The sequence below is a fragment of the Jeotgalibacillus sp. ET6 genome (assembly GCF_029667115.1).
Lineage (GTDB): Bacteria > Bacillota > Bacilli > Bacillales > Jeotgalibacillaceae > Jeotgalibacillus.
In genome coordinates this window covers 20102-40868 of the sequence record NZ_JARUIU010000006.1, presented here as the reverse complement: position 1 = coordinate 40868, position 20767 = coordinate 20102, and the positions used below count along the sequence as shown (strand labels likewise).

21 protein-coding genes and 1 other annotated feature are annotated in these 20767 nt (G+C 39.3%); of the genes, 6 read left to right on the top strand and 15 right to left on the bottom strand.

Annotated elements, in window-relative coordinates:
• Positions 1-7: 7 nt before the first annotated feature.
• From P6709_RS14725 to P6709_RS14715, 3 genes are read right to left on the bottom strand one after another with little or no spacing between them, the layout of a single operon-like run.
• Complete coding sequence (locus tag P6709_RS14725) at positions 8-802, bottom strand: NAD kinase (protein WP_041056941.1); 795 nt, start codon at positions 800-802, stop codon at positions 8-10.
• A 16-nt stretch (positions 803-818) separates the two neighbouring features.
• On the bottom strand, positions 819-1499 hold the full coding sequence (locus P6709_RS14720; RefSeq protein ID WP_278241696.1) for a GTP pyrophosphokinase: 681 nt from the start codon (positions 1497-1499) through the stop codon (positions 819-821).
• 49 nt (positions 1500-1548) lie between these two features.
• Entirely contained in the window at positions 1549-1926 is a 378-nt protein-coding gene (locus P6709_RS14715; RefSeq protein ID WP_278241695.1) for a hypothetical protein, read from the bottom strand.
• A gap of 132 nt (positions 1927-2058) precedes the next feature.
• Between P6709_RS14715 and P6709_RS14710 the strand changes: the two genes are divergently transcribed.
• The 5 genes from P6709_RS14710 to P6709_RS14690 all read left to right on the top strand — a co-directional run bounded on the left by P6709_RS14710 (position 2059) and on the right by P6709_RS14690 (position 5285).
• On the top strand, positions 2059-2646 hold the full coding sequence (locus tag P6709_RS14710; RefSeq protein ID WP_278241694.1) for a CYTH domain-containing protein: 588 nt from the start codon (positions 2059-2061) through the stop codon (positions 2644-2646).
• A gap of 69 nt (positions 2647-2715) precedes the next feature.
• Positions 2716-3366 carry a lytic transglycosylase domain-containing protein gene (locus tag P6709_RS14705; RefSeq protein WP_278241693.1) on the top strand — a complete coding sequence of 217 codons (651 nt, stop codon included), beginning with the start codon at positions 2716-2718 and terminating at the stop codon, positions 3364-3366.
• Positions 3367-3620: 254 nt separating this feature from the next.
• On the top strand, positions 3621-4022 hold the full coding sequence (locus tag P6709_RS14700) for a globin domain-containing protein (protein ID WP_278241692.1): 402 nt from the start codon (positions 3621-3623) through the stop codon (positions 4020-4022).
• Positions 4019-4864, top strand: a complete 846-nt coding sequence (locus P6709_RS14695) for a ClpXP adapter SpxH family protein (protein WP_278241691.1) — start codon at positions 4019-4021, stop codon at positions 4862-4864. Before P6709_RS14700 ends, P6709_RS14695 begins: the two co-directional genes overlap by 4 nt.
• Positions 4865-5078: 214 nt before the next feature.
• Positions 5079-5285 carry a hypothetical protein gene (locus tag P6709_RS14690; protein ID WP_278241690.1) on the top strand — a complete coding sequence of 69 codons (207 nt, stop codon included), beginning with the start codon at positions 5079-5081 and terminating at the stop codon, positions 5283-5285.
• A gap of 442 nt (positions 5286-5727) precedes the next feature.
• Here the strand turns inward: P6709_RS14690 and pepF are convergent, their stop codons facing one another.
• The 6 genes from pepF to P6709_RS14660 all read right to left on the bottom strand — a co-directional run bounded on the left by pepF (position 5728) and on the right by P6709_RS14660 (position 12847).
• Entirely contained in the window at positions 5728-7551 is a 1824-nt protein-coding gene (gene pepF, locus P6709_RS14685; protein WP_278241689.1) for an oligoendopeptidase F, read from the bottom strand.
• Positions 7552-7625: 74 nt separating this feature from the next.
• Positions 7626-8798, bottom strand: a complete 1173-nt coding sequence (locus P6709_RS14680) for a competence protein CoiA (protein ID WP_442905345.1) — start codon at positions 8796-8798, stop codon at positions 7626-7628.
• 118 nt (positions 8799-8916) lie between these two features.
• Complete coding sequence (gene mecA / locus P6709_RS14675) at positions 8917-9570, bottom strand: adaptor protein MecA (RefSeq protein ID WP_278241688.1); 654 nt, start codon at positions 9568-9570, stop codon at positions 8917-8919.
• A 369-nt stretch (positions 9571-9939) separates the two neighbouring features.
• On the bottom strand, positions 9940-10335 hold the full coding sequence (spxA, locus tag P6709_RS14670; protein ID WP_041056911.1) for a transcriptional regulator SpxA: 396 nt from the start codon (positions 10333-10335) through the stop codon (positions 9940-9942).
• A 280-nt stretch (positions 10336-10615) separates the two neighbouring features.
• Complete coding sequence (locus P6709_RS14665) at positions 10616-11188, bottom strand: GNAT family N-acetyltransferase (protein WP_278241687.1); 573 nt, start codon at positions 11186-11188, stop codon at positions 10616-10618.
• A 456-nt stretch (positions 11189-11644) separates the two neighbouring features.
• Positions 11645-12847 carry a putative glycoside hydrolase gene (locus tag P6709_RS14660; RefSeq protein ID WP_442905338.1) on the bottom strand — a complete coding sequence of 401 codons (1203 nt, stop codon included), beginning with the start codon at positions 12845-12847 and terminating at the stop codon, positions 11645-11647.
• 204 nt (positions 12848-13051) lie between these two features.
• Positions 13052-13292, top strand: a binding site (T-box leader).
• Between the two features lie 57 nt (positions 13293-13349).
• Here P6709_RS14660 and trpS point away from each other — a divergent pair.
• Positions 13350-14336 (top strand): tryptophan--tRNA ligase, encoded by a 987-nt coding sequence (gene trpS / locus P6709_RS14655; protein ID WP_278241686.1) that lies wholly within the window; start codon positions 13350-13352, stop codon positions 14334-14336.
• A gap of 60 nt (positions 14337-14396) precedes the next feature.
• On the opposite strand, the gene P6709_RS14650 is transcribed toward trpS, so the two are convergent.
• The 6 genes from P6709_RS14650 to P6709_RS14625 all read right to left on the bottom strand — a co-directional run bounded on the left by P6709_RS14650 (position 14397) and on the right by P6709_RS14625 (position 20707).
• Complete coding sequence (locus P6709_RS14650; protein ID WP_278241685.1) at positions 14397-14603, bottom strand: hypothetical protein; 207 nt, start codon at positions 14601-14603, stop codon at positions 14397-14399.
• 298 nt (positions 14604-14901) lie between these two features.
• A complete protein-coding gene (locus tag P6709_RS14645; RefSeq protein WP_278241684.1) occupies positions 14902-15849 on the bottom strand; it encodes an ABC transporter ATP-binding protein in 948 nt (315 codons plus the stop codon).
• Positions 15846-16907 (bottom strand): ABC transporter ATP-binding protein, encoded by a 1062-nt coding sequence (locus P6709_RS14640; protein WP_278241683.1) that lies wholly within the window; start codon positions 16905-16907, stop codon positions 15846-15848. Before P6709_RS14640 ends, P6709_RS14645 begins: the two co-directional genes overlap by 4 nt.
• 16 nt (positions 16908-16923) lie before the next feature.
• Positions 16924-17952: an oligopeptide ABC transporter permease gene (gene opp3C / locus P6709_RS14635; protein WP_278241682.1), complete on the bottom strand. Its 1029-nt coding sequence runs from the start codon at positions 17950-17952 to the stop codon at positions 16924-16926.
• On the bottom strand, positions 17952-18881 hold the full coding sequence (opp3b, locus tag P6709_RS14630; protein ID WP_278241681.1) for an oligopeptide ABC transporter permease: 930 nt from the start codon (positions 18879-18881) through the stop codon (positions 17952-17954). The genes opp3C and opp3b overlap by 1 nt, the downstream gene beginning before the upstream one ends.
• A gap of 134 nt (positions 18882-19015) precedes the next feature.
• Positions 19016-20707, bottom strand: coding sequence for a peptide ABC transporter substrate-binding protein (locus P6709_RS14625; RefSeq protein WP_278241680.1), 1692 nt, complete (start codon positions 20705-20707; stop codon positions 19016-19018).
• Positions 20708-20767: the final 60 nt, after the last annotated feature.

Sequence of the window (20767 nt, the reverse complement as noted above, 5' to 3'; positions counted from 1 at the left end):
CCTGTTCTTACCCATCTATGAATGAATCATGCACTCTTTTCCAAAAAGGAAACGGTCTGAAACGTGCAAATCGTATTTTTTCATCCGCCACGCGATACTGGATGGATTTCACATCCTTGTGAACCAGCGTAAGATGGTCAATCGTTATAAGGAAATCAGATCGATTAACCGGTTTAAGCATACAGGTGTGATGCGCAGGCATAATCAAAGGAGAGCCTACTGTACGGAAAACACGATTATTAATTGAAGCCATCTCCGCCAGCTGAATGGATGGAAGTGATGGATGAATAATGGCGCCTCCTAATGCCTTGTTATAAGCGGTACTTCCTGATGGAGTGGACAAACAGAGACCATCTCCCCTGAAAATCTCAAAATGCTGTCCGCGGATTTCAACATCCATTACGAGTGTGCCGTCCACACTTTTAACCGTCGACTCATTTAAAGCCAGATACCTTGTTTCCCTTCCGCCGCTTTTATAACGGATTATGGCTTCAATTAATGGATATTCAATAATCTGATAAGGTGTTTTTGCGATTGCAATGACCAGTTTTTCAATTTCATCCGGCACCCAGTCGGCATAAAAACCTAAATGACCCGTATGTACTCCCACAAATGCTGTTTTTGATAAACGTGAACTGTAGCGGTGAAACGCATAAAGGAGTGTCCCGTCGCCGCCTACCGATATTACGATTTCCGGTTCTTCCTCATCCCATTCCATATTAAAATCTTTTAAATATGATTTCATCTTGTGCATTAATGCATTTGATTTCGCATCGCCTTTTGAGGTTATTGCAAATTTCACTCAGCTCGCCTCCCTGTCAATGACTATCACCAAAATTTTTTCTTCGGCTTGACCGCTCTTTTCTTTTATCCTTCATTTGGTCTTCTTTTTTTTCTTGAAAGAAAGCCTGTGCCTCCTGGATTTCTTCCCGGATTTCAGACATTTCCTCATCAAGCCTGAAAGCTGCTTCAGCTGCCCGCTGGAGACGATTTTGAATTTCCTTTGGAAACTGCCCCTGATATTTATAGTTTAAGGAGTGTTCCACTGTTGCCCAGAAGTTCATAGCAAGGGTTCTGATTTGTATTTCTGCAAGAATTCTCTTTTCTCCGTTAATCGTTTCAACCGGATATTCGATGATCACGTGATACGACCGGTAGCCGCTCTGTTTTTTATGTGAAATATAATCCTTTTCTTCTACGATTATAAAGTCTTTACGCTGTCTTAGTAATTCCACTACCTTTTCAATATCATCCACAAACTGGCACATCATCCGCAAGCCGGCAATATCCTGCATGTCGGAGGCCAGCTTTTCAAGCGGGACAGACTTTTCACTTGCCTTATCCAAAATACTTGCTATCGGTTTGACCCTGCCGGTAACAAATTCAATGGGCGAGTGAGTATGCTGTAATTGAAATTGGTTTCTCATACCTTTTAGTTTAATTTTCAATTCATCCACTGCTTGTTTATATGGTTCTAAAAAAGACTCCCAATGATTCATCCACATCACCCCATGCTTTCATAACATCCGGCATTTGATTAATCGAACCTTATTTTTTTATAAAAACGGATTCCACTTTTTCAACAAAAGCATCTCCATAATTGCTGTTTCCTTCAATATTCATCACCAGATCATTTAACTCGTCTTCAAGCTGCTTTAATTCCATTTCATTTTCGCCGATATGAACTTTAATGACCTGTTTTTTATTTATCGCTTCTATGATTTCAGGCCATAAAAAATCGGGCAGATACAAATATGTATATTCACTTTTTTCTTCTGCTAAATAAACAAAAGCGAGCTCTTCAGAATCAACAATAACCTGACCAGCTGGTTCGAGTTTGCCGATCTCATCTGTTTGTTCTCCCTTTAAAATCAATTCACTGTTTATTTCAGCCGCTTGATTCAGCCATACTTTCTTTCTGCTCAACTTTATTTCCCCTTCCTGCTGATTTTCTATCTACATCTTATCATATTCAGGTTAAATCTTGCATATTGCCATTGCAGATCCAGCCCAAAGAAAGGATAATAAAGGACACACGAGGTAAAGGAGCGAATCATCTTGTCTCAGGAATTAGAAATTGAGTTTAAAAACTTACTCACGAAAGAAGAATTTCATCTTTTATGCGGACATTTTCAGGTATCCAGCCAAGAAAGTATACGCCAAAAAAATCATTATTTTGATACACCTGATTTCCAATTAAAAAAAATCCACTCCGCTTTGCGTATTCGCGAAAAATCTGAAGGCTATCAATTAACGCTAAAAAAGCCTGTTGAAAAAGGAATTTTAGAAAATCACCAGTGGATTGATTCACAGGAGGCCAGCCAGATGCTCGAACAAGGCGGGTTGGTTCAAGGGGAGATAGCAGGACTGCTTGAAGAACTAAAAATACCCGTACAGCAGATTATATATTTCGGGACTCTTGCTACAGAGCGTATAGAGTTTCCGTATAAAAACGGCTTACTGGTTTTAGACCACAGTACCTATCTAAATAAAGAGGATTTTGAACTGGAGTATGAAGCCGCTTCTTACGATGAGGGTCAGGCCATATTCAAAGAGTTACTTTCGACCTGTAAAATTTCTGCAAAAAAAACCGATAATAAAATTGAGCGCTTTTATAAAGAAAAAATACGCCGTTCACTCCTCTGATTCATCTAAAGCTGCTTAGGGATAACCGAAATTAAATTTTATCTTTTTTAATAGTTAGGAGGCTTTCATTTGAATATCAATGCGGTAAAAATGATGATCGATGCTCAGGCACTTAATACGTTAGGAACTTTCAATTCTGACAAAAAAGCAGAAGCCGGTCAGACGCACTCGCTTTTCACCCAAATGATTCAGGAATCAATTGCGTCCATATCTTCCAACCAGCTTGGTTCTGTTTCAAATTTTTTACAGAATAATCCAACACCTGCATTGAGCAAACCTTTTATGAATGAAATTCAGAACTATCAAGCTTCTGAAACTAAACCGCCGGCAAGAGAGGCTGTTTCTTCTTCTCTAGATGGAATCATATCAGACGCCTCTGCAAAGTATAATGTTCCGGAAAAACTGATCAGATCTGTCATACAGCATGAATCAAATTTTAACCCTAAAGCAGTCAGTCACGCAGGCGCTTCAGGACTTATGCAGCTCATGCCGGGTACAGCTAAATGGCTTGGGGTAAAAAATATATTTGATCCTAAGGAAAATGTGGAAGCGGGAGCACGCTATTTACGTGATATGCTTGACCGCTATAATCAAAATCCAACGCTTGCGCTCGCTGCCTACAATGCAGGACCAGGCAATGTCGATAAGTATAATGGAATCCCGCCATTTAAAGAAACAACCCAATATGTTCAAAAAGTAATGAAGACATACAACGCATAGTGCATCGTATTCATTCTTCTATCAATTTCCAGCTTGTTCAGCTGACGGCCCGTCGGTTTAGCAGGAATCAAAAGATTTATCCCCTTTGATTTAAAATAGATACGCAGACGGCTGAGACAAATTTGTCTCAGCCGCTTTTTGGTTTAGGAAAATGGTTCAAGGCGATATATTTGAGAAAAGAGGAAGGCGTTGCTACAATAAAATTACATTAAAAATTCAAATGGGAAAAATAAAGGATAAAGGAGTTATTTTTTATGGTGGATCGAATTCTTACACCTTATGAAGTAATCGGTGAAGAAAAATTATCTGAACTTGTTCATGCGTTCTATCATCAGGTTGCCCGTCATCCTGAATTAAAAAGTATATTTCCTGAAGACTTTACTGAAACAATTCGTAAGCAGCAGCAATTTTTGACTCAGTATCTGGGCGGCCCTTCACTTTACACTGAAGAACATGGCCACCCCATGTTAAGAGCCCGTCACATTCCGCATCCCATTACGCCGGGCAGAGCACAGGCATGGCTTGCTTGCATGGAAGCAGCAATGGACGAGGTTGAATTAAACGAGGAAATCAGAGACGGTCTTTTCCACCGGCTTACACTAACTGCCCATCATATGATAAATACTCCCGAAAAAGCAGAGGGTGATACAGATTGACTGCAAAACATTGGTCTGATGCCAACTGGCAAGAGCTAGAAAAAAAACCGCTGGAAATTTATATGTTTGTTGATCCCATTTGTCCGGACTGCTGGGCGCTGGAACCCATAATAAAGAAAATGATTATGGAGTATGGGACGTATATACGAATTAAGTACGTTTTAAAGGGAGGCCTATCCGGCCTGAATAAAAAAGTGTGTTTACATTCATCTTCATTAACTTCACAGACAGACTCAAAAGCATTGGATAGAGAGAACGCACCGTGGAAAAACAGCCCAATCACTTCTCCCTTTATTGCTTCAATTGCTATTAAAGCTGCTGAATTGCAGGGGAAAAAGGCAGGAAGCCGTTTTCTTCGCACTTTGCAGGAAAGATTGTTTCTTAAAGAGCAGGATATATCGGAGTATGAAGTTCTTCAAATCTGTGCAGATGAAGCAAAGCTTGATCTCGATGAATTTTGTCAGGATATCCACTCCACTTCGGCCTCAAAGGCTTTTCAATGCGATTTGAAAATTTCCTCCGAGATGGAGGTCGAAAGTACGCCTACTCTCGTCTTTTTCAATGAAAATATTGAAGACGAAGGCATCAAAATCGAAGGGGTTTACCCTTACGAAGTTTATGAACAGATTATCGAAGAAATGGTTGGTGACCCTATAAAAGACCAGCTGCCAACAATTGATGAATTTATCGAGCAATTTAAAATTATTGCTTCTCCTGAGTTAGCTCTTATTTATAATATGAGTATTCATCAGGCAGAAAAAGAACTTAAAAAAAGAATGCTGCAGCAAAAAGTTGAGCAGATTACAATGAAAAACGGAACATTTTGGAGAATACTCTCTTGAAAAAGATCAAACGAAAAGCCCTCATCATATGATGAGGGCTTTTCTTACGAACAAAGGGGATGGGAGAAATTTTTCACGGTCAAACAAAGGGGTATATGTTTGCTTGTGATCAACTTCACACGATTAGTTTATCATGTATTTACAAGTATGACAAGTAAAATGATGTTCTACTATTCATTAGTCATGAATATAGCAATATAAAGGGGGGAAATGGATGAGAAAATGGACGGGTCTGTTGTTAGTAATATTAATAATTGGGGCCTTTATGCTTCATTTATTTGCAATGCTTGAGATCTTTCCCCTCTTTCTATCTTCGATTATTTTGTTTATTGTCCTCTTTTTAACGATCATCTGGGCAACATCAAAAAATCGTTTTCGCGGCTTTTCATCCTCAAAAACTTTTCCAAAACGCGGCCGGTAGATACTCCGTCCGCTTTACCACTAACGATCACATCAATTACGAGTGCCACAGAAGCATGAAGCATTTATTATTCAAATAAGATGGCAAGCTGAGACTCTAAATGCCTAGAAAGCTTATGCCCCTTCATGCGGAAAGTCTACCTGTGAAGCGCAGAGAATAAAGAGCTTGGGACAATAGTGTCTCAAGCTCTTTGACCGGTTCGGCTGCGCTTCAGGCGGACGCTTTCCGCAGGGACGGCGCTGAGCCTTTTCAGGGCCTTGCCCTGTAAAGTCTCAGCTTGCCGTCATATCCTGCAGGAGTCGCCACCTTCCGCTCCGCTCACCTACTACTAGTAATAAATATATCCTCTTTTTTAAAACTTTTTTGGGTTTTGTCCCAGCCTCTTTCCTCTTCAAATGAGTCAGTGGAAACCCTTAATTAAAACTCCACTTCTTTTTCTATATTACAGTTGTGCCAAAAGCTCTTCCATTTCGTTCAATTTTTCTTCAAACACTTTGCATGCTTCTTCAATAGGAGCTGAAGTCGTCATATCCACTCCCGCTTTTTTCAATACCTCAATTGGGTAATCAGAGCTTCCTGCTTTTAGAAATTTATTGATGTATTCATCAACTGCAGGCTGGCCTTTTTCCAATATAAGCTTGCTTAAAGCAGTCGCTGCGCTGTAGCCGGTCGCATACTGATAAACATAATAATTATAATAGAAATGAGGGATTCTGGCCCACTCCAGCCCAATTTCCTCATCCACTATAATCTCATCACCAAAATATTTTTTATTCAGGGCATAGTATTCTTCTGTCAGGCTGTCTGCTGTAAGTGCTTCACCATTTTGCGCCTTCTGATGAATCAGATGCTCAAACTCAGCAAACATAGTTTGACGGAAAACCGTTCCCCTGAATCCTTCAAGGAAATGATTAAGAATGTACAACCGTTTCTTATTATCTTCGATTGTATTCATCAAGTAATCATTGAGCAGTGCTTCATTGCAGGTGGAAGCTACCTCAGCTACAAAAATTGAGTACCCGCTATATGGATATGGCTGATTTTCACGTGAATAATAGCTGTGAACGCTATGACCGAATTCATGAGCAAGGGTAAATAGATTATTTACATTATCCTGCCAGTTCATGAGTATATAAGGGTTGGTGCCATATGCGCCAGAAGAATAAGCTCCGCTGCGCTTTCCTTTATTTTCTTCCACATCCACCCAGCGATTCTCAAATCCTTCTTCCACAACTTTACGGTATTCCTCTCCAAGAGGAGCAAGCCCTTTAATCATTAAATCTTTTGCTTCCTCGTAGGATACTTTCATTTTCACATCTTTAACCAAAGGTGTGAAAAGATCATACATATGAAGCTCGTCAAGACCTAATACTTTTTTACGCAGCTTGACGTAGCGGTGAAGAAGCGGAAGATATTTATTTACCGTATTGACAAGGTTTTCATATACTTCTTCAGGTATGCTGTTCGTTGATAGTGCAGCGTGTCTTGCCGAATCATAATGCCGCACCCGTGCAGAAAAATTATCTTTCTTAATTTGACCGCTCAGCGTAGTGGAAAATGTATTGCGGAATTTCCCATATGTGCTGTAGACCGCTTTAAAAGCATCTCTTCTAACACGGGGATCTTCACTTTCAAGGAAATTGATGTATCTGCCGTGCGTTACCTGAACTTCTTCCCCATTCTCATCCTTTATCACCGGAAATTCAAGATCAGCATTGTTCAGCATGCTGAAAGTATTGCTTGCATTTCCTAAAACCTCTGATGCCTGGGCAAGAATCTCTTCCTGACCTTCAGAAAGGACATGCGGCCGCTGCGCATTGATTTCTTCAAGTGCGTGTTTATATACTTGCAATTCCTTTTTTTCTTCTAAGAAAAATATAATCTTTTCCTCTTCAATTGAAAGAATTTCAGGAAGCATGAATGAAAATAGGCTGCTGATCTGCGAAACGAGGTTCTTCGCTCTGTCGTCAAGTCCCTGGTAAAAGGAGTTGGTTGTATCCTGGTCGTATCGCATATGTGAATATGTATAAAGCCTGCCAAGCCTCTCCATGATCTTATCCTGCAGCTGAAGGGCATTATAAAGATGATCCGCACTTTCACCAAGTGTCCCTTGTACTTCTTTCGCCTGCTTGCTCTCTTCCTGCAGTGATTTGTATTCCTGATCCCATTCCTGATCTGAGGCAAAGATATCTTCCAATCTCCAGGTCATTTCTTCTTTCACCTGAGTTCGATCCTGCAACTTCTTCACTGAAGAACTGTTCGTCATTGTATACTTCCTCCTCTAATCATTCTTTCTTTCCTATTTTCTCTTTTTTATCCTGTTCTTGCAACTATTGCTGACTATTTATTTAGTGTCTCTAAAAGTAAATTCTGATACTGCATCCAAAATTGTTCTTCCGTACGTTTGATATCCAATACTTGATCGATACTTACGTAAGGATGCTCCCAGCATAGTGTGTATCCTTTTTGCTGTCTCTCAACTATCCCTATTTTTTGCAATATATTTAAATACTCTGTGACTGCCATTAAAAGCCTGCCAGGTGTCCGAAACTGGATTTGACGCAAAGATAAATAACCCAGATCTATATAGTCATTCATCTTTTTTACCATATCATTCAATGTTAATGACTTTTCTTCCGATTCCATCAACAGTAAATAAAGGTAACACTGCCATTCAGCATCAGGTTCTTTAATAAAAAGTGAATGCCTCACTGGCACTCCTACCCACGGCGGAAGCACCTGCAAGTTTGTCCCTTGCTGGTACAACAGACTTAACAGGCCGTCAACGCAGCCTTTACCGTAGACCAATCGACTTTTCAGCCATCTCTTTCTTTGCTCTTTGAGTATGTTCAATTCTTTTTCTGAGTAAAACAATGGTTGCAAAGAAAAATGAGGAAATTCAACATGCGTTAAAGGGAATGAGGAGTTTGAAGAAAGAAACGCAGAGCTTGATAGTGGGATCAGGTAATGAAGGGTGCTAAAAGATTGATGCACATGGTCATAGGAAACCAGGAAGAATTGTTTAAGGGAAGGGGAGTATCGAATAAATTGCTGATGAAATGATGACAACGAAATTTTATTTTTCAGAGGTTTTTTTAGTACATCATGTGATAGCAGCCACACCGGCACCACGTTATTTGAAGTATATTCCTCTGTTCTTTTTATAAAGTCCCGTGGTGCTATTCTGGAACGCTGAAATTCAATAGCGTAATCCTTGCCCCTTAGGCGAACGCCAATATCTGCCCGTTGATTAAAGTCGGGATATATCTTTTCTACTTCTGCCTGTTCAGCGGAATTTTTTAACCATTTATAAAGCTGTAATTTCGCTTCCAAGTGCTCTGGAGACTCCGGTTCACTAAATCCCTTGCAAGTATTGGAAGCTTTGTGAGAAAAATGTGGAATTTTAAGATCTCCCACTTTAAGTATGACATTATCTGAGCATTGGGGGCAAAAATACATATTATTTTGCAATTCCCTCAATTCGTCTCTCGTTTTACTGCCGTCTAAAAATATGAAAAGCCCTGTTTGGATTTTAGCAACTAAAATAAGATCACCTCCAGATTGATTGTCACCATTATACTAAAAAAATAAGAAAAAAACCCTTTAAGACATTGTCTTAAAGGGCTGCCGCCTATAGAAAATATTTTCGAACATTTGAAAAGACTTTTTCATTCATTACAGCTTTGCCATACTCTTCAAGACGATGAACAGTTATTTGTGTTTCTACTCCGTACTCAAGCAGAAGACTGAGTATATTTTCAATATCGTTTTCTTCAAAAAGATCTTCTTCAAATTCAACGAATAAATAATATACATTTTCAAACGAATATAATTTTGTTATTAACTGCTCATGGTCAAAGCGTTTTGATAGTGATATAAGATCTTCAAAATCTTTGAATTTCATTGTAAAATCCAAAATATCATCTTCTTCATTATCATCCATGTCGAAATGCTCTTCTAAATATTCTTCAATCTGATCACTTACAGAACCATCTTTTTGTTTATCTTCTGGAATTGGCAATTCAAAACGTTGTCCATCTTTTGTTACCTGCGCTTTTGTGACAAGAATCTCCAAACCTTTTTCTAGCGCCTGAACCTGTATCCACAAAGGACCTTCGATTGCAAAATCTTCCTCTTGATGCACTTCATCCATCATTTCCCAGAAGAGTTCTTCACTTTTATCTCGATTGTACCAGATTTCTTCGCGGTCAAATCCTCTATCTTCAATATCGCCATAAGAAATGTAAAACTTTACGGTGTGGTCGTTAATGCGTTCTATTTCCATCATTTAACTCTCCCTTCCTGTATGTTGGATGAAGGGAATCCCCCCTTAATTCTAGGTCTGATTCGCAACTTTTTTAACGATAGGGTGATCTTTCTATATTATTGTATGATAAATAGACCGTAAAGGGAAATCATATTCAGTCCATTTATTTAAACATGATGTAAGAACCTATTGTTCCTAGAGTGTAGACTATTCAGTGACTAAATTCAAGCAAAGCGATTATGTAACTTTACTTCCTGACACTTATGCCGTCCACTGGATTAAAGTAAGCTCTATTCGCATACTGGAATTTATTTCTCTTCATAAAAAATGACGTAAAAAAAGACTTATCCCTGTAAAATCAAAGGACAAGTCTTATGGTCGTTATTATTAATTAACCATTTTTTGCGCTTCAAGAAGCTGATACGTTCGCACTTTCCGTGGTAAAAAACGTCGAATTTCGTCTTCATTATAGCCGACCTGAAGTCTTTTCTCATCCATAATAATTGGTCGTCTTAATAAACCCGGATTTTCCTGAATTAACTCAAATAAATCTTGAAGAGGTAAAGAATCTAGATCCACATCGAGTTTTTGAAAAATCTTAGATCTGGTTGAAATGATTTCATCCGTGCCGTCTTCAGTCATTCGAAGAACTTCTTTAATTTCTTCTATGCTTAGAGGCTCAGAAAAAATATTTCTTTCCGTATATGGAATATCATGCTCTTCTAACCAAGCCTTGGCTTTTCTACAAGATGTGCAGCTAGGTGACGTGAACAAAGTTACCATGAACCATTCACACTCCCTTATATAGTAAAAGATTGTTTAAGTAACATCTTTATTTAAAACAGCTAAATTAAAATTGTTTTAAAAAGATATTATAAATTTATTATACAGTATTCCTATTCAAATGAATAGAGTTTTAACGAAATTGTCATATTCTTAAGATTGAATGTCTTTAATCATAACTTCTTGTCCTAATTTTACTATTCCCTGTTTTGTCAAGGATAAACCAGATTTCTAAAATTTCTTCAGATTGATTCTCATTTAGAAATGCTGATTGAAAATATTACAGCCCTTCCAAAACATTACGATCGTTTTTTTCATCCCGTTTCAGCACATTGTCAACCGGTTCATAAGTGTCGCCATAAAAAGTATTATCTTTGTAGGTATGGATCATTTCGTACGTTTTTTTCATGGCATTAAAAATAACTTCTTCACTTTCATTTCCCGGAGACCAAAATAAAATTTCCATCGGGTTGATTTCCTTCGTTGCGAGGGATCTTCTTTTATATCCTATTGAGGTTGCATGATCAAAGCCTTCTCTTTTATAAAAGCGAAGTCTTTTTTCTGTGTCAGTGTCCTCATAGTCAACAGGTTCCACTTCAAGAATAATCGGTTTGTTTTTCGCTTTTAATTTTTGGATCAGCTTATGCCCAAGCCCTTCCCCTCTGGCATCTTTGGAAACAAATAAGTAATCTATAAACGTAAAAGAATCCGTTTCCACATACATTAAAACATGTTTGGGACCTTCATCTTTTTTATAGATGTCACTCCGCTCTTTTAGGAGTGCTTCCATATGTTCTTTCGATTTCATTTCCTGAACCGGAAAATATTCATTTAATTTTTCATACCAATGCATAATCATTCTCCTTTTACTTTATTTTTTGCGGCAGTTCAGATGGTATAGTGTGTGAGGTTTTTCAGGGGATTATGTAGATGTATTTTCACATCTTTTGTTATTTACCCTAAATCGAAATATGTAAACTAGAATAAACGGACAAAGCTTTTCCTATCCGTTTTATTAGATCTCCCTGGTCTGTTAACCATCGATAAACTATGTTTATAAAAAAAAGCCTGAGACCAAGTGTCTCAAGCTCACCGACCGGTTCACTGCGCTTCAGGCGGATTCTTTCAGCAGGGACGGCGCTGAGCATTTTCAGGGCCTTGCCCGTTAATGTCCCACCTTGCCTTTATGTCCTGCAGGGAGTCGCCGCCTTCCGCTACGCTCACCTCATACTATTTAATTTATTTCGCCTCATTTTAGAACAATTTTTGAGTTATGTCCCAACATTGTTTCTCAGTTTATCAGGCAGTCTTATTCAGGTAAATAATCTACACCTTCAGTGTAGGTATTCCCTGCATTCCATAGAAGAAATTCGTTGATGTCGTTGTCATAGAGAGCTTGTATTTGAGCCTGTACTTCAGCTGCACCATATTCCATGTAATTACCTGAGCCGAGATATGACGCAGTGAAATCCTGGAGCCATGGTCTTGAAATAGGGCGCTCATCCAATTCAGCTAATTTTTCATTTTCTACTTTTGAATATTCATTTACAAGATTATAAGGCTCTAGATCCGGCTTATCAATACCAAAGTATGCCGTCCAGTGACTCGGATAAATCATAGAGGAAATAACATCCACATGCTCAGAAATACGATTAAAATTCTGACCAATTCCCGGTGCCTCTTCCAATGTTGCTGAATACCCAAAGATATCGACTGAAACATCTACATCATAGTCTTTAAGCTGCTCTGAAGCATACTCAACAAAATCAGTTACAGCATCTACACGATAATTGATTCCATCATCAGAATTTTTAGCATATTCTCCTAAGTCATACTCTAAAGAATCATCACGTGTTTCAAATCCCTCTGGAAAACGAACATAATCAAATTGAATTTCTTTAAATCCCATCTTGGCTGCTTCGATCGCAATTTGAACATTATAATCCCATACTTCTTTCAGAAATGGGTTCACAAAGGATTCTCCTCTGCCATTTTTCCAAACCTGGCCGTTTTCTTTAAAGGAAAGTTCCGGTCTTTTTTCAGCCAGGACAGTATCTTTGAAAACTACGACTCTAGCAATCGGGTAAATTGCATTTTCTTCAAGTACTTCCAGCATTGCACGAGGATCATCAATGTACGTATTTCCAATATCTGAAAATGTCGAACCTTCTTCCGGTTTGTACGTTAAATTTCCAAAATCATCTTTAACATCGATTACCATGGCATTTAAATCTGTCGTATTCATAAGCTCTACAAGTGAATTAAATCGTTCTCCTCCTGCAGAATGACCGGTCACATAAATGCCCCTCACCGCGTCCGGATACTCAAATGTTAAGCCGGAATCATAAACAAATCTCGGCATGGAATCAGGAAATTCTTTCACTGTCTGCACTAATTCCCGATGATGATGCTCGGAGCTTTTAGCTGTTTCCTCTGCCTGAACTGAGTTTATAAATGCCGGAGTCAATAAAACTGCTATACCAACTGATGCTGCTGCATGTTTCAGTGTCACTATGTATCTCTCCCACTACCTTATTTCCGTACAGTATATGTACTACTTTATTCTAACAAGTTATGGAATCAATTGAAATGCAGAATGAACTATTTATTTAAAATTCTTGTCAAAAGACACATTTCAGCCAATTAGCAGATGTCATCTCTTTAAATTAATCTTGCTTCTTGATGAAATCATGCTATATAATTATGAATAACTGAACATCTGGCAATGAAGAAGAGTAGTAAAAGCGCATCGTGGCTTAGAGAGCCTGGCAGTGGTGGGAGCAGGTGCACATAACGCTTTGAATGGACTTCTGAGCTCCTCGGTGAACATAATAAGTAGCTTATGGCGTACGCTCTGCGTTAAAGAGCGGTTTAACAAAACCATAAAGCGGCCGGTTTGTATCATTACAGACGGCAATTAAGGGTGGCACCGCGGAAACGTCCCATTCGTCCCTTCATAAATAGGAATGAATGGTTTTTTTGTGTTTATTTTTAGTAATTATAGGAGGAGTTTCATGAAGACAATATTTTCAGGCATTCAGCCAAGCGGCACTATTACTTTGGGTAATTATATTGGAGCTATGATGCAATTTGTCGAACTGCAGCATGAATATACGTGTTATTTTTGCATAGTGGATCAGCATGCTATTACTTCGCCACAGGACCGTCTGGCTCTTCGCAAAAACACCAAGAGTCTTGCAGCAATGTACGCAGCAGTCGGTATAGACCCTGCTCATTCAACTCTATTTATTCAATCCGAAGTCCCAGCGCACGCTCAAGCAGGCTGGATGCTCCAATGTGTCTCTTATATCGGTGAACTGGAAAGAATGACTCAGTTCAAGGATAAATCTGCCGGAAAGGACGGAGTTTCAGCCGGTTTGCTTACTTATCCCCCATTAATGGCAGCGGATATTCTTCTTTACAAAACGGACCTCGTTCCTGTGGGAGAAGACCAAAAGCAGCACTTGGAGCTGACTCGTGATCTTGCTGAAAGATTTAATAAACGTTTCAATGATATATTTACGATTCCTGAGGTAAGAATCCCAAAAACTGGTGCACGTATTATGTCCCTTCAGGACCCTCTAAAAAAGATGAGTAAATCAGACCCTAATCAAAAATCATATATTTCGATGCTGGATGAACCCGGACAAATCACAAAGAAAATTAAAAGTGCAGTCACAGACTCTGAGGGAATTGTCCGTTATGACAAGGAAAACAAGCCAGGCGTTTCTAACCTTCTTTCTATTTATTCCATTTTATCAGGAAAAACAGTAGAAGAAATCGAAACGATCTACACAGGCAGAGGGTACGGAGATTTTAAAAGTGATCTTGCGGATGTTGTGGTAAATCATATTAAGCCGATTCAGGAAAAATACTATGAATTAATGGACTCAAAAGAGTTAGATTTACTATTGGATGAAGGAGCGGCCAAAGCAAATCTGGCTGCTGGAAAAATGGTGTACAAAATGGAAAAAGCAATGGGGCTGGGCAGAAAAAAATAAAACGTTAAAGCCGTTTACCTTTCAATGATTAAAACTGCTCTACCTAAAAAAAACTGGCCGTTAATCGGTCAGTTTTTTGTGTGTGGCTGACAATTGTATTAACAATGCACCAAGCGGAATTCCATATGTTTCAGTATGTTGAAGCATAAATAAAATATATTCTTTTACAGTAAACCCGGAAGGTATCAAATTAAGATAGACGGCTCCATGAATGGTCCCTATACATAATAGAAATAAACCTATAATGTATACAGAAAACCTGATCATCTCATCACCTCTGCTCTCCCTATTTCTACTGTATGTATCTTTTTAAAAAATTAACCCATAAAAAAGAGCTTGGGACAAAAGTGTCTCAAGCTCTACGACCGGTTCACTTCGCTTCAGGCGGACGCTTTCCGGAGGGACGGCGCTGAGCCTTTTCAGGGCCTTGTCCTGTAAAGACTCAGCTTGCCGTCATATCCTGCAGGGAGTCGCCGCCTTACGCTCCGCTCACCTACTACTAGTAAAAAAATATATCTCTTTTTATAAACTTTTATGAGTTATGTCCCAGCCTCTTTTTGTTAAATCAAACATTCTTTATAGTTGAAGAATGGTCAGCCATTTCTTTAAATTCTTTTTCAGAACATAAAACATAATGTCCAGGTGTTACTTCTCTCATCTTGACCTCATCATTTTCTCCATAATTGTGGTCAGCAGGATCGTATGAAATTCTTACACGATTCCGTTCATGCTCAGGGTCTGGAAACGGAATCGAGGAAAGCAATGATTTTGTATATGGATGAAGAGGGTTTCGGTAAAGCTCATCACTGGTTGTAAGTTCTACCAGTTTTCCATAATACATTACGCCAATCCGGTCGCTGATATATTTTACCATAGAAAGGTCATGTGCAATAAATAGGAATGTTAATCCTTTTTCACGCTGAAGCTTTTTCAGTAAATTTACTACTTGTGCCTGAATGGATACATCCAGAGCAGAAATAGGTTCATCCGCGATAATGAATTCAGGGTCTACAGCCAGTGCACGGGCAATTCCAATCCGCTGACGCTGACCACCTGAAAATTCGTGAGGATATCGTCCTGCATGGTCTCTATTCAACCCTACTGTTTCTAAAAGATCAAATACCATTTTAGAACGCTCTTCCTTTGTTTTAGCCAAACCGTGAAGATCTATTCCTTCAGCAATGATATCATTGACTTTCATTCGAGGGTTAAGAGATGCATATGGATCCTGGAAGATCATCTGCATCGTTCTGTTAAATTCCAGCGTTTTTGATTTACTTTTTGAGTCATGTACATTTTCGCCTTTATAAAGCACTTCACCATCTGTAGCATTGTATAGTCGGATGATCGTCCGTCCAGTTGTCGATTTCCCGCACCCTGATTCTCCCACTAAACCAAGAGTTTCTCCTTTAAAAATATCAAAGCTGATATCGTTTACTGCACGAACCTCGTTTTTCTTTCCTTTATTAAAAAACAATTTTAAGTTTTTTATTTCCAGTAACTTTTCACTCATTGGAACACTTCCCCTTCCGTATGGTTGCCCCCAGTGAATTTATGCTGCCGTCTTTTTACAGCTTCCGGCGGTTCAACCTTTGGCGCATCGGGATGCAGCAGCCAAGTTGCTGCATAATGGGTATCAGAAACCTTAAACATTGGCGGTTCTTCTTCGAGGTCAATTGCCATTGCATAACGGTTACGCAATGCAAACGCGTCGCCTTTTGGAGGATTCAGCAAATCCGGCGGTGACCCCGGGATTACAAATAACTCATCGTCATCTGCATCTATACTCGGCATTGAGCTGATTAACCCCCATGTGTACGGGTGCTGGGGATTGTAGAAAATTTCATCCACTGTACCCACTTCAACTATTTTCCCCCCGTACATAACTGCTACGCGATCCGCAACATTTGCTACTACTCCCAGATCATGCGTAATAAAAATAATAGATGTATCAATTTTTTTCTGCAGATTTTTCATCAAGTCAAGAATCTGAGCCTGAATGGTAACGTCTAGTGCTGTAGTAGGCTCATCAGCAATCAGCACCTTTGGGTTGCATGCTAATGCCACTGCAATAACGATCCGCTGTCTTTGTCCACCTGAAAACTGGTGGGGGTATTGGTGAATTCTCGTCTCTGGCTGCGGTAGACCTACAAGCTTCAAAAGCTCAAGTGCACGGTCCATTGCCTGCTTCTTTGAAAACTTCTGATGCTTTATTAGCGGCTCTGCAATCTGCTTCCCAATTTTCATCGTTGGATTCAAAGAGGTCATCGGATCCTGAAAGATCATCGATATATCTTTTCCTCTGACTTTTTCCATTTCTTTATCTGACAGGTCTACTAAATTCTTTCCATCAAACAGGATTTCGCTGCCCTGCTTTATCTCGGAGTTAGACTTTGGAAGAAGCTGCATGATCGACTTTGTAGTAACTGATTTACCAGAACCGGACTCGCCGACGATCGCAAGTGTTTCCCCTTTTTTTAAGTCAAAATCAACTCCCCGTATTGCTTTTACTTCACCAGCATACGTGTTAAATGAAATATTCAGGTTTTTAACTTGTAAAATACTTTCCATCGTTTTCACCAGCCTTTTAGTCTCTCATTTTTGGATCAAATGCATCTCGTAATCCATCTGCGAGCAGATTAAATGTAATCATTAATAAACTTATTACCACTGCAGGAACAATTAGCATATATGGATAAAGCAAAATCACTTTAAATCCTTCTTCAATTAATGTACCCAGGGATGCATCAGGCGGCTGAAGCCCCAGACCAATAAAGCTTAAAAATGCTTCAAAGAAAATCGCACTTGGAATTGTAAACATTGTATTAATGATTATAACTCCTACAAGGTTAGGCATAAGATGTTTGTAGATAATCCTAAAGTCAGTTGCTCCAAGCGTTTTCGATGCAAGAGCAAACTCCTGATTCTTTAATTTCAAAACCTGACCTCTGACAACCCTCGCCATGGTCACCCACCCGGTTATAGCTAATGCAAGTGTAATGGATAATATTCCGGGTTCTAAAATCAAGATTAATAAAATTACGATAACCAGGTTTGGTATACCTGACAGAATTTCAATAATACGCTGCATGATGTTATCTACGCGTCCTCCGAAGTAGCCGGAAATCGCACCATACGATACACCGATTACCATATCAATCGCAGTTGCAAGAAAAGCAATTAATAAGGAAATCCGTACACCCTCCCAAAGGCGGGTAAAAAGATCGCGTCCTAAACTGTCAGTTCCAAACCAATAGGATTCTTCAATCTGACGATCCTCATAAGGAGTAAGTGTCTCACCATTCCGGTTTGTCAATGTACCATCAAATGGAAGCCAGCTAATATCTGAAACGGCTTCAATTTTTGGCGGTAAATTTGCGTGACTAACATTTTGACCGGTTGGGTGTCCGCTTAAGTATGGACCAATAAGCGCCATAATGAGCAGCAATGTCAATATAACCATACTTACAATTGCAGCTTTATTCTTTTTAACCCGAAGCCAGGCATCCTGCCAAAAACTGAGGCTTGGTTTTTCAATTTTCTCGGACAATGATTCATCATAATGTGCTTTTTCAAACATTTCTTTCGGAAACTTTTTGTTTGATTGGTTCGCCATCAGTTTTCACCTCCTGATAGTCGGATACGAGGATCAATTATACTGTAAAGAACGTCTACAACTAAAACGACAAAGATAAATAATGCTGCAAATAATATAGTCGTACCCATAATGACAGGATAATCCAGCACGTTAATTGAAGTAACAAATTGCTCACCAAGACCCGGCACTGCAAATATCTTCTCAACAACCAGCGATCCTGTCATTAAACTTACTGCTAAAGGTCCAAGTACTGTGACGACTGGTATCAGCGCATTTCTTAATGCATGTTTAAATGCTACCTCAAATGAATTAGCCCCCTTGGCTCTTGCAAGAACAATATAATCAGAACTTAATACTTCGATCATTTCTGTTCTCATAAACCTCGCAGCAATGGAAATTGGAAAGATCGAGAGGGCAATAGTTGGTAATATTGAATATTCCCAGCCTCTCCAGAATGCTACAGGCAGCCATCCAAGTTTTACAGCGATAAAATATTGTAATAGAGCTGCAAAAACGAACGAGGGTATAGATTTACCCACAACTGCAACAAGTGTAGATCCAGTGTCTATCCAAGTATTTTGTCTTAGAGCTCCAATTACTCCAAGGAATATACCGAAAATGGTTCCAAAAATCATAGCCTGCAGTCCTAATACTGCTGATGGACCGATTCTTCCGGCGATTAAATCCGTTACAGGTGTATTGCTGAATTGAAACGAAACACCTAAATCACCTTGAATAACATTTGCCATATACCTGAAATACTGAACAGGCAAAGGCTGATCCAGACCGTACTTCGCTTCCATGATTGCCCGCTGCGATTCTGTAAGCTTAGCAGCCGCTGCAAACGGCGATCCTGGAATCAGCTTCATTAAGAAAAAAGTCAGTGAAATAATAATGAACAGAGTAAGCAGCATAAACAAGATACGCTGTAAAAGATATTTCCCCACTAGGGACACCTCCATTTAAGAATTTAAACAATTCGACATCTTCTGACATCTCTTGTACAGAGTAAAAGAGAGTATATAAAATATACTCTCTTTTAACTCTTTAAAGTTAGCAAATCTAAAACTATTCAGTTCTATTATTCACTAATTGAGATTGGGAAAAAGCTGTACTCTGGTCCAACGAAGTGATAAGTGAAATCACTTACTTTTTCGTTAACAAGAATGTTAGCTTGACGCTGATAGATTGGGATAATCGCAGCTTCTTCTTCAAGAAGTACTTTTTCCGCTTGCTGCAATGCTTCAAAACGCTTGGCTGGCTCATTAGCGAAAGTTGACTCAGCATCTTTTAGAAGTTTGTCATATTCTTCGCTTGAGAATGCCATATTATTATTTCCACCATCTGTAATCCATAGATCTGAGAAAGAAATCGGGTCAAGATAATCTGGTCCCCAGCCTGCAAACTGAAGGTCATAATCAAGGCTTTCGTCACGCTCAAGACGGACGCTGAAAGGTACACTTTCAAGGTTGATCGTTAATCCTTCAAGATTTGATTCAAGCTGTTCTGCAATATACTCATCTGTAAGTTTCGCTGTATCAGTGTCTCCACCAAGGTAGCGAAGTTCTACAGTGTCCGTACCAAGCTCTTCTAGACCAGTAGCCCAGAATTCCTTCGCAGCTTCAACATCATACTCAAGCATATCTCCATTGGCTTCACGGAAGTCTGCATCTGTATCAGGGTTTGTAACGAATTCTTTAGGTACAGCATAATTAGCCGGGATTGATCCGTTATTTAAGATATTATCTGTTAAAGCCTGCTTGTCTATTGACATTGCAAGTGCTTTACGGATGTTTACATTTTGAAGTGCTTCATTCGTCTGGTTCATTTTCACCCAGAAGATTGTAGGCTCTAACCATGTTACAAGATTAGGATCTCCTTCATATTGTGGAACTAGAGCGGATGAAAGTTTACTTGTAATATCAACTTCACCTGACTCATAAGAGTTTACAGCTGTCTGAGGATCTTTTACTTCATTAAATGTAACTTTTTCTAGAGATACATTTTCAGCATCCCAGTACTCTTCGTTTTTCGCGTATGTCCATTCTCCGTCTGTGCTTCCATCCCAGTTATCTAGAACGAAAGGACCGTTGTAAAGAAGTGTCGCTGCATTTGTAGCGAAATCTTCACCCTGCTCTTCAACGAATGCTTGATTTTGAGGGTAGAATGTAGGGAATGCCATTAGTGACGTAAAATATGAAATTGGCTTTTCAAGTGTTACTTCCAATGTTTTTTCATCTACCGCAACCGCTCCAAGCTCACTTGGATCAGCACCGTCGTTGAATACTGCAGAAGCTCCTGAAATTTTGCCTTCCATTAAGTAAGGACCATAGCTTGACCCGCCATCCGGATCAAGTGCGCGCTGCCATGCAAATACGAAATCATCTGCTGTTACAGGCTCTCCATTTGACCAGACTGCATCTTCTTTAATAGTAAAAGTATAAACAGTACCATCTTCGCTTACTTCAGGCTCTCCATCAGCAAGTGCAGGAACAGCTTCCTGATCTGCATTTAAGCGGAAAAGACCTTCCATAACATTGTTCATCGTTGTGAAACTGATCGTATCTGATGCAAGCATCGTGTCCATTGCAGGAATCGCAGATGTTTCAATAACTCGAAGCTCCTGTGGTGCATCTGATTCAGTTTCTTCTGCAGCATTGTCGTCGCCAGCAGCGTCGTCAGAGCCCTCGTCAGCGTTATCTCCCCCATAACATGCTGTCAAGAACACGCTGAGTGCAAGCATAAGTACTAAAAGCAGTGAATACTTTTTCATTCTTTCGTGACCTCCCTTAAATTATCAGAAAATAGTTACAAGGTTAATTATACTTTTTTT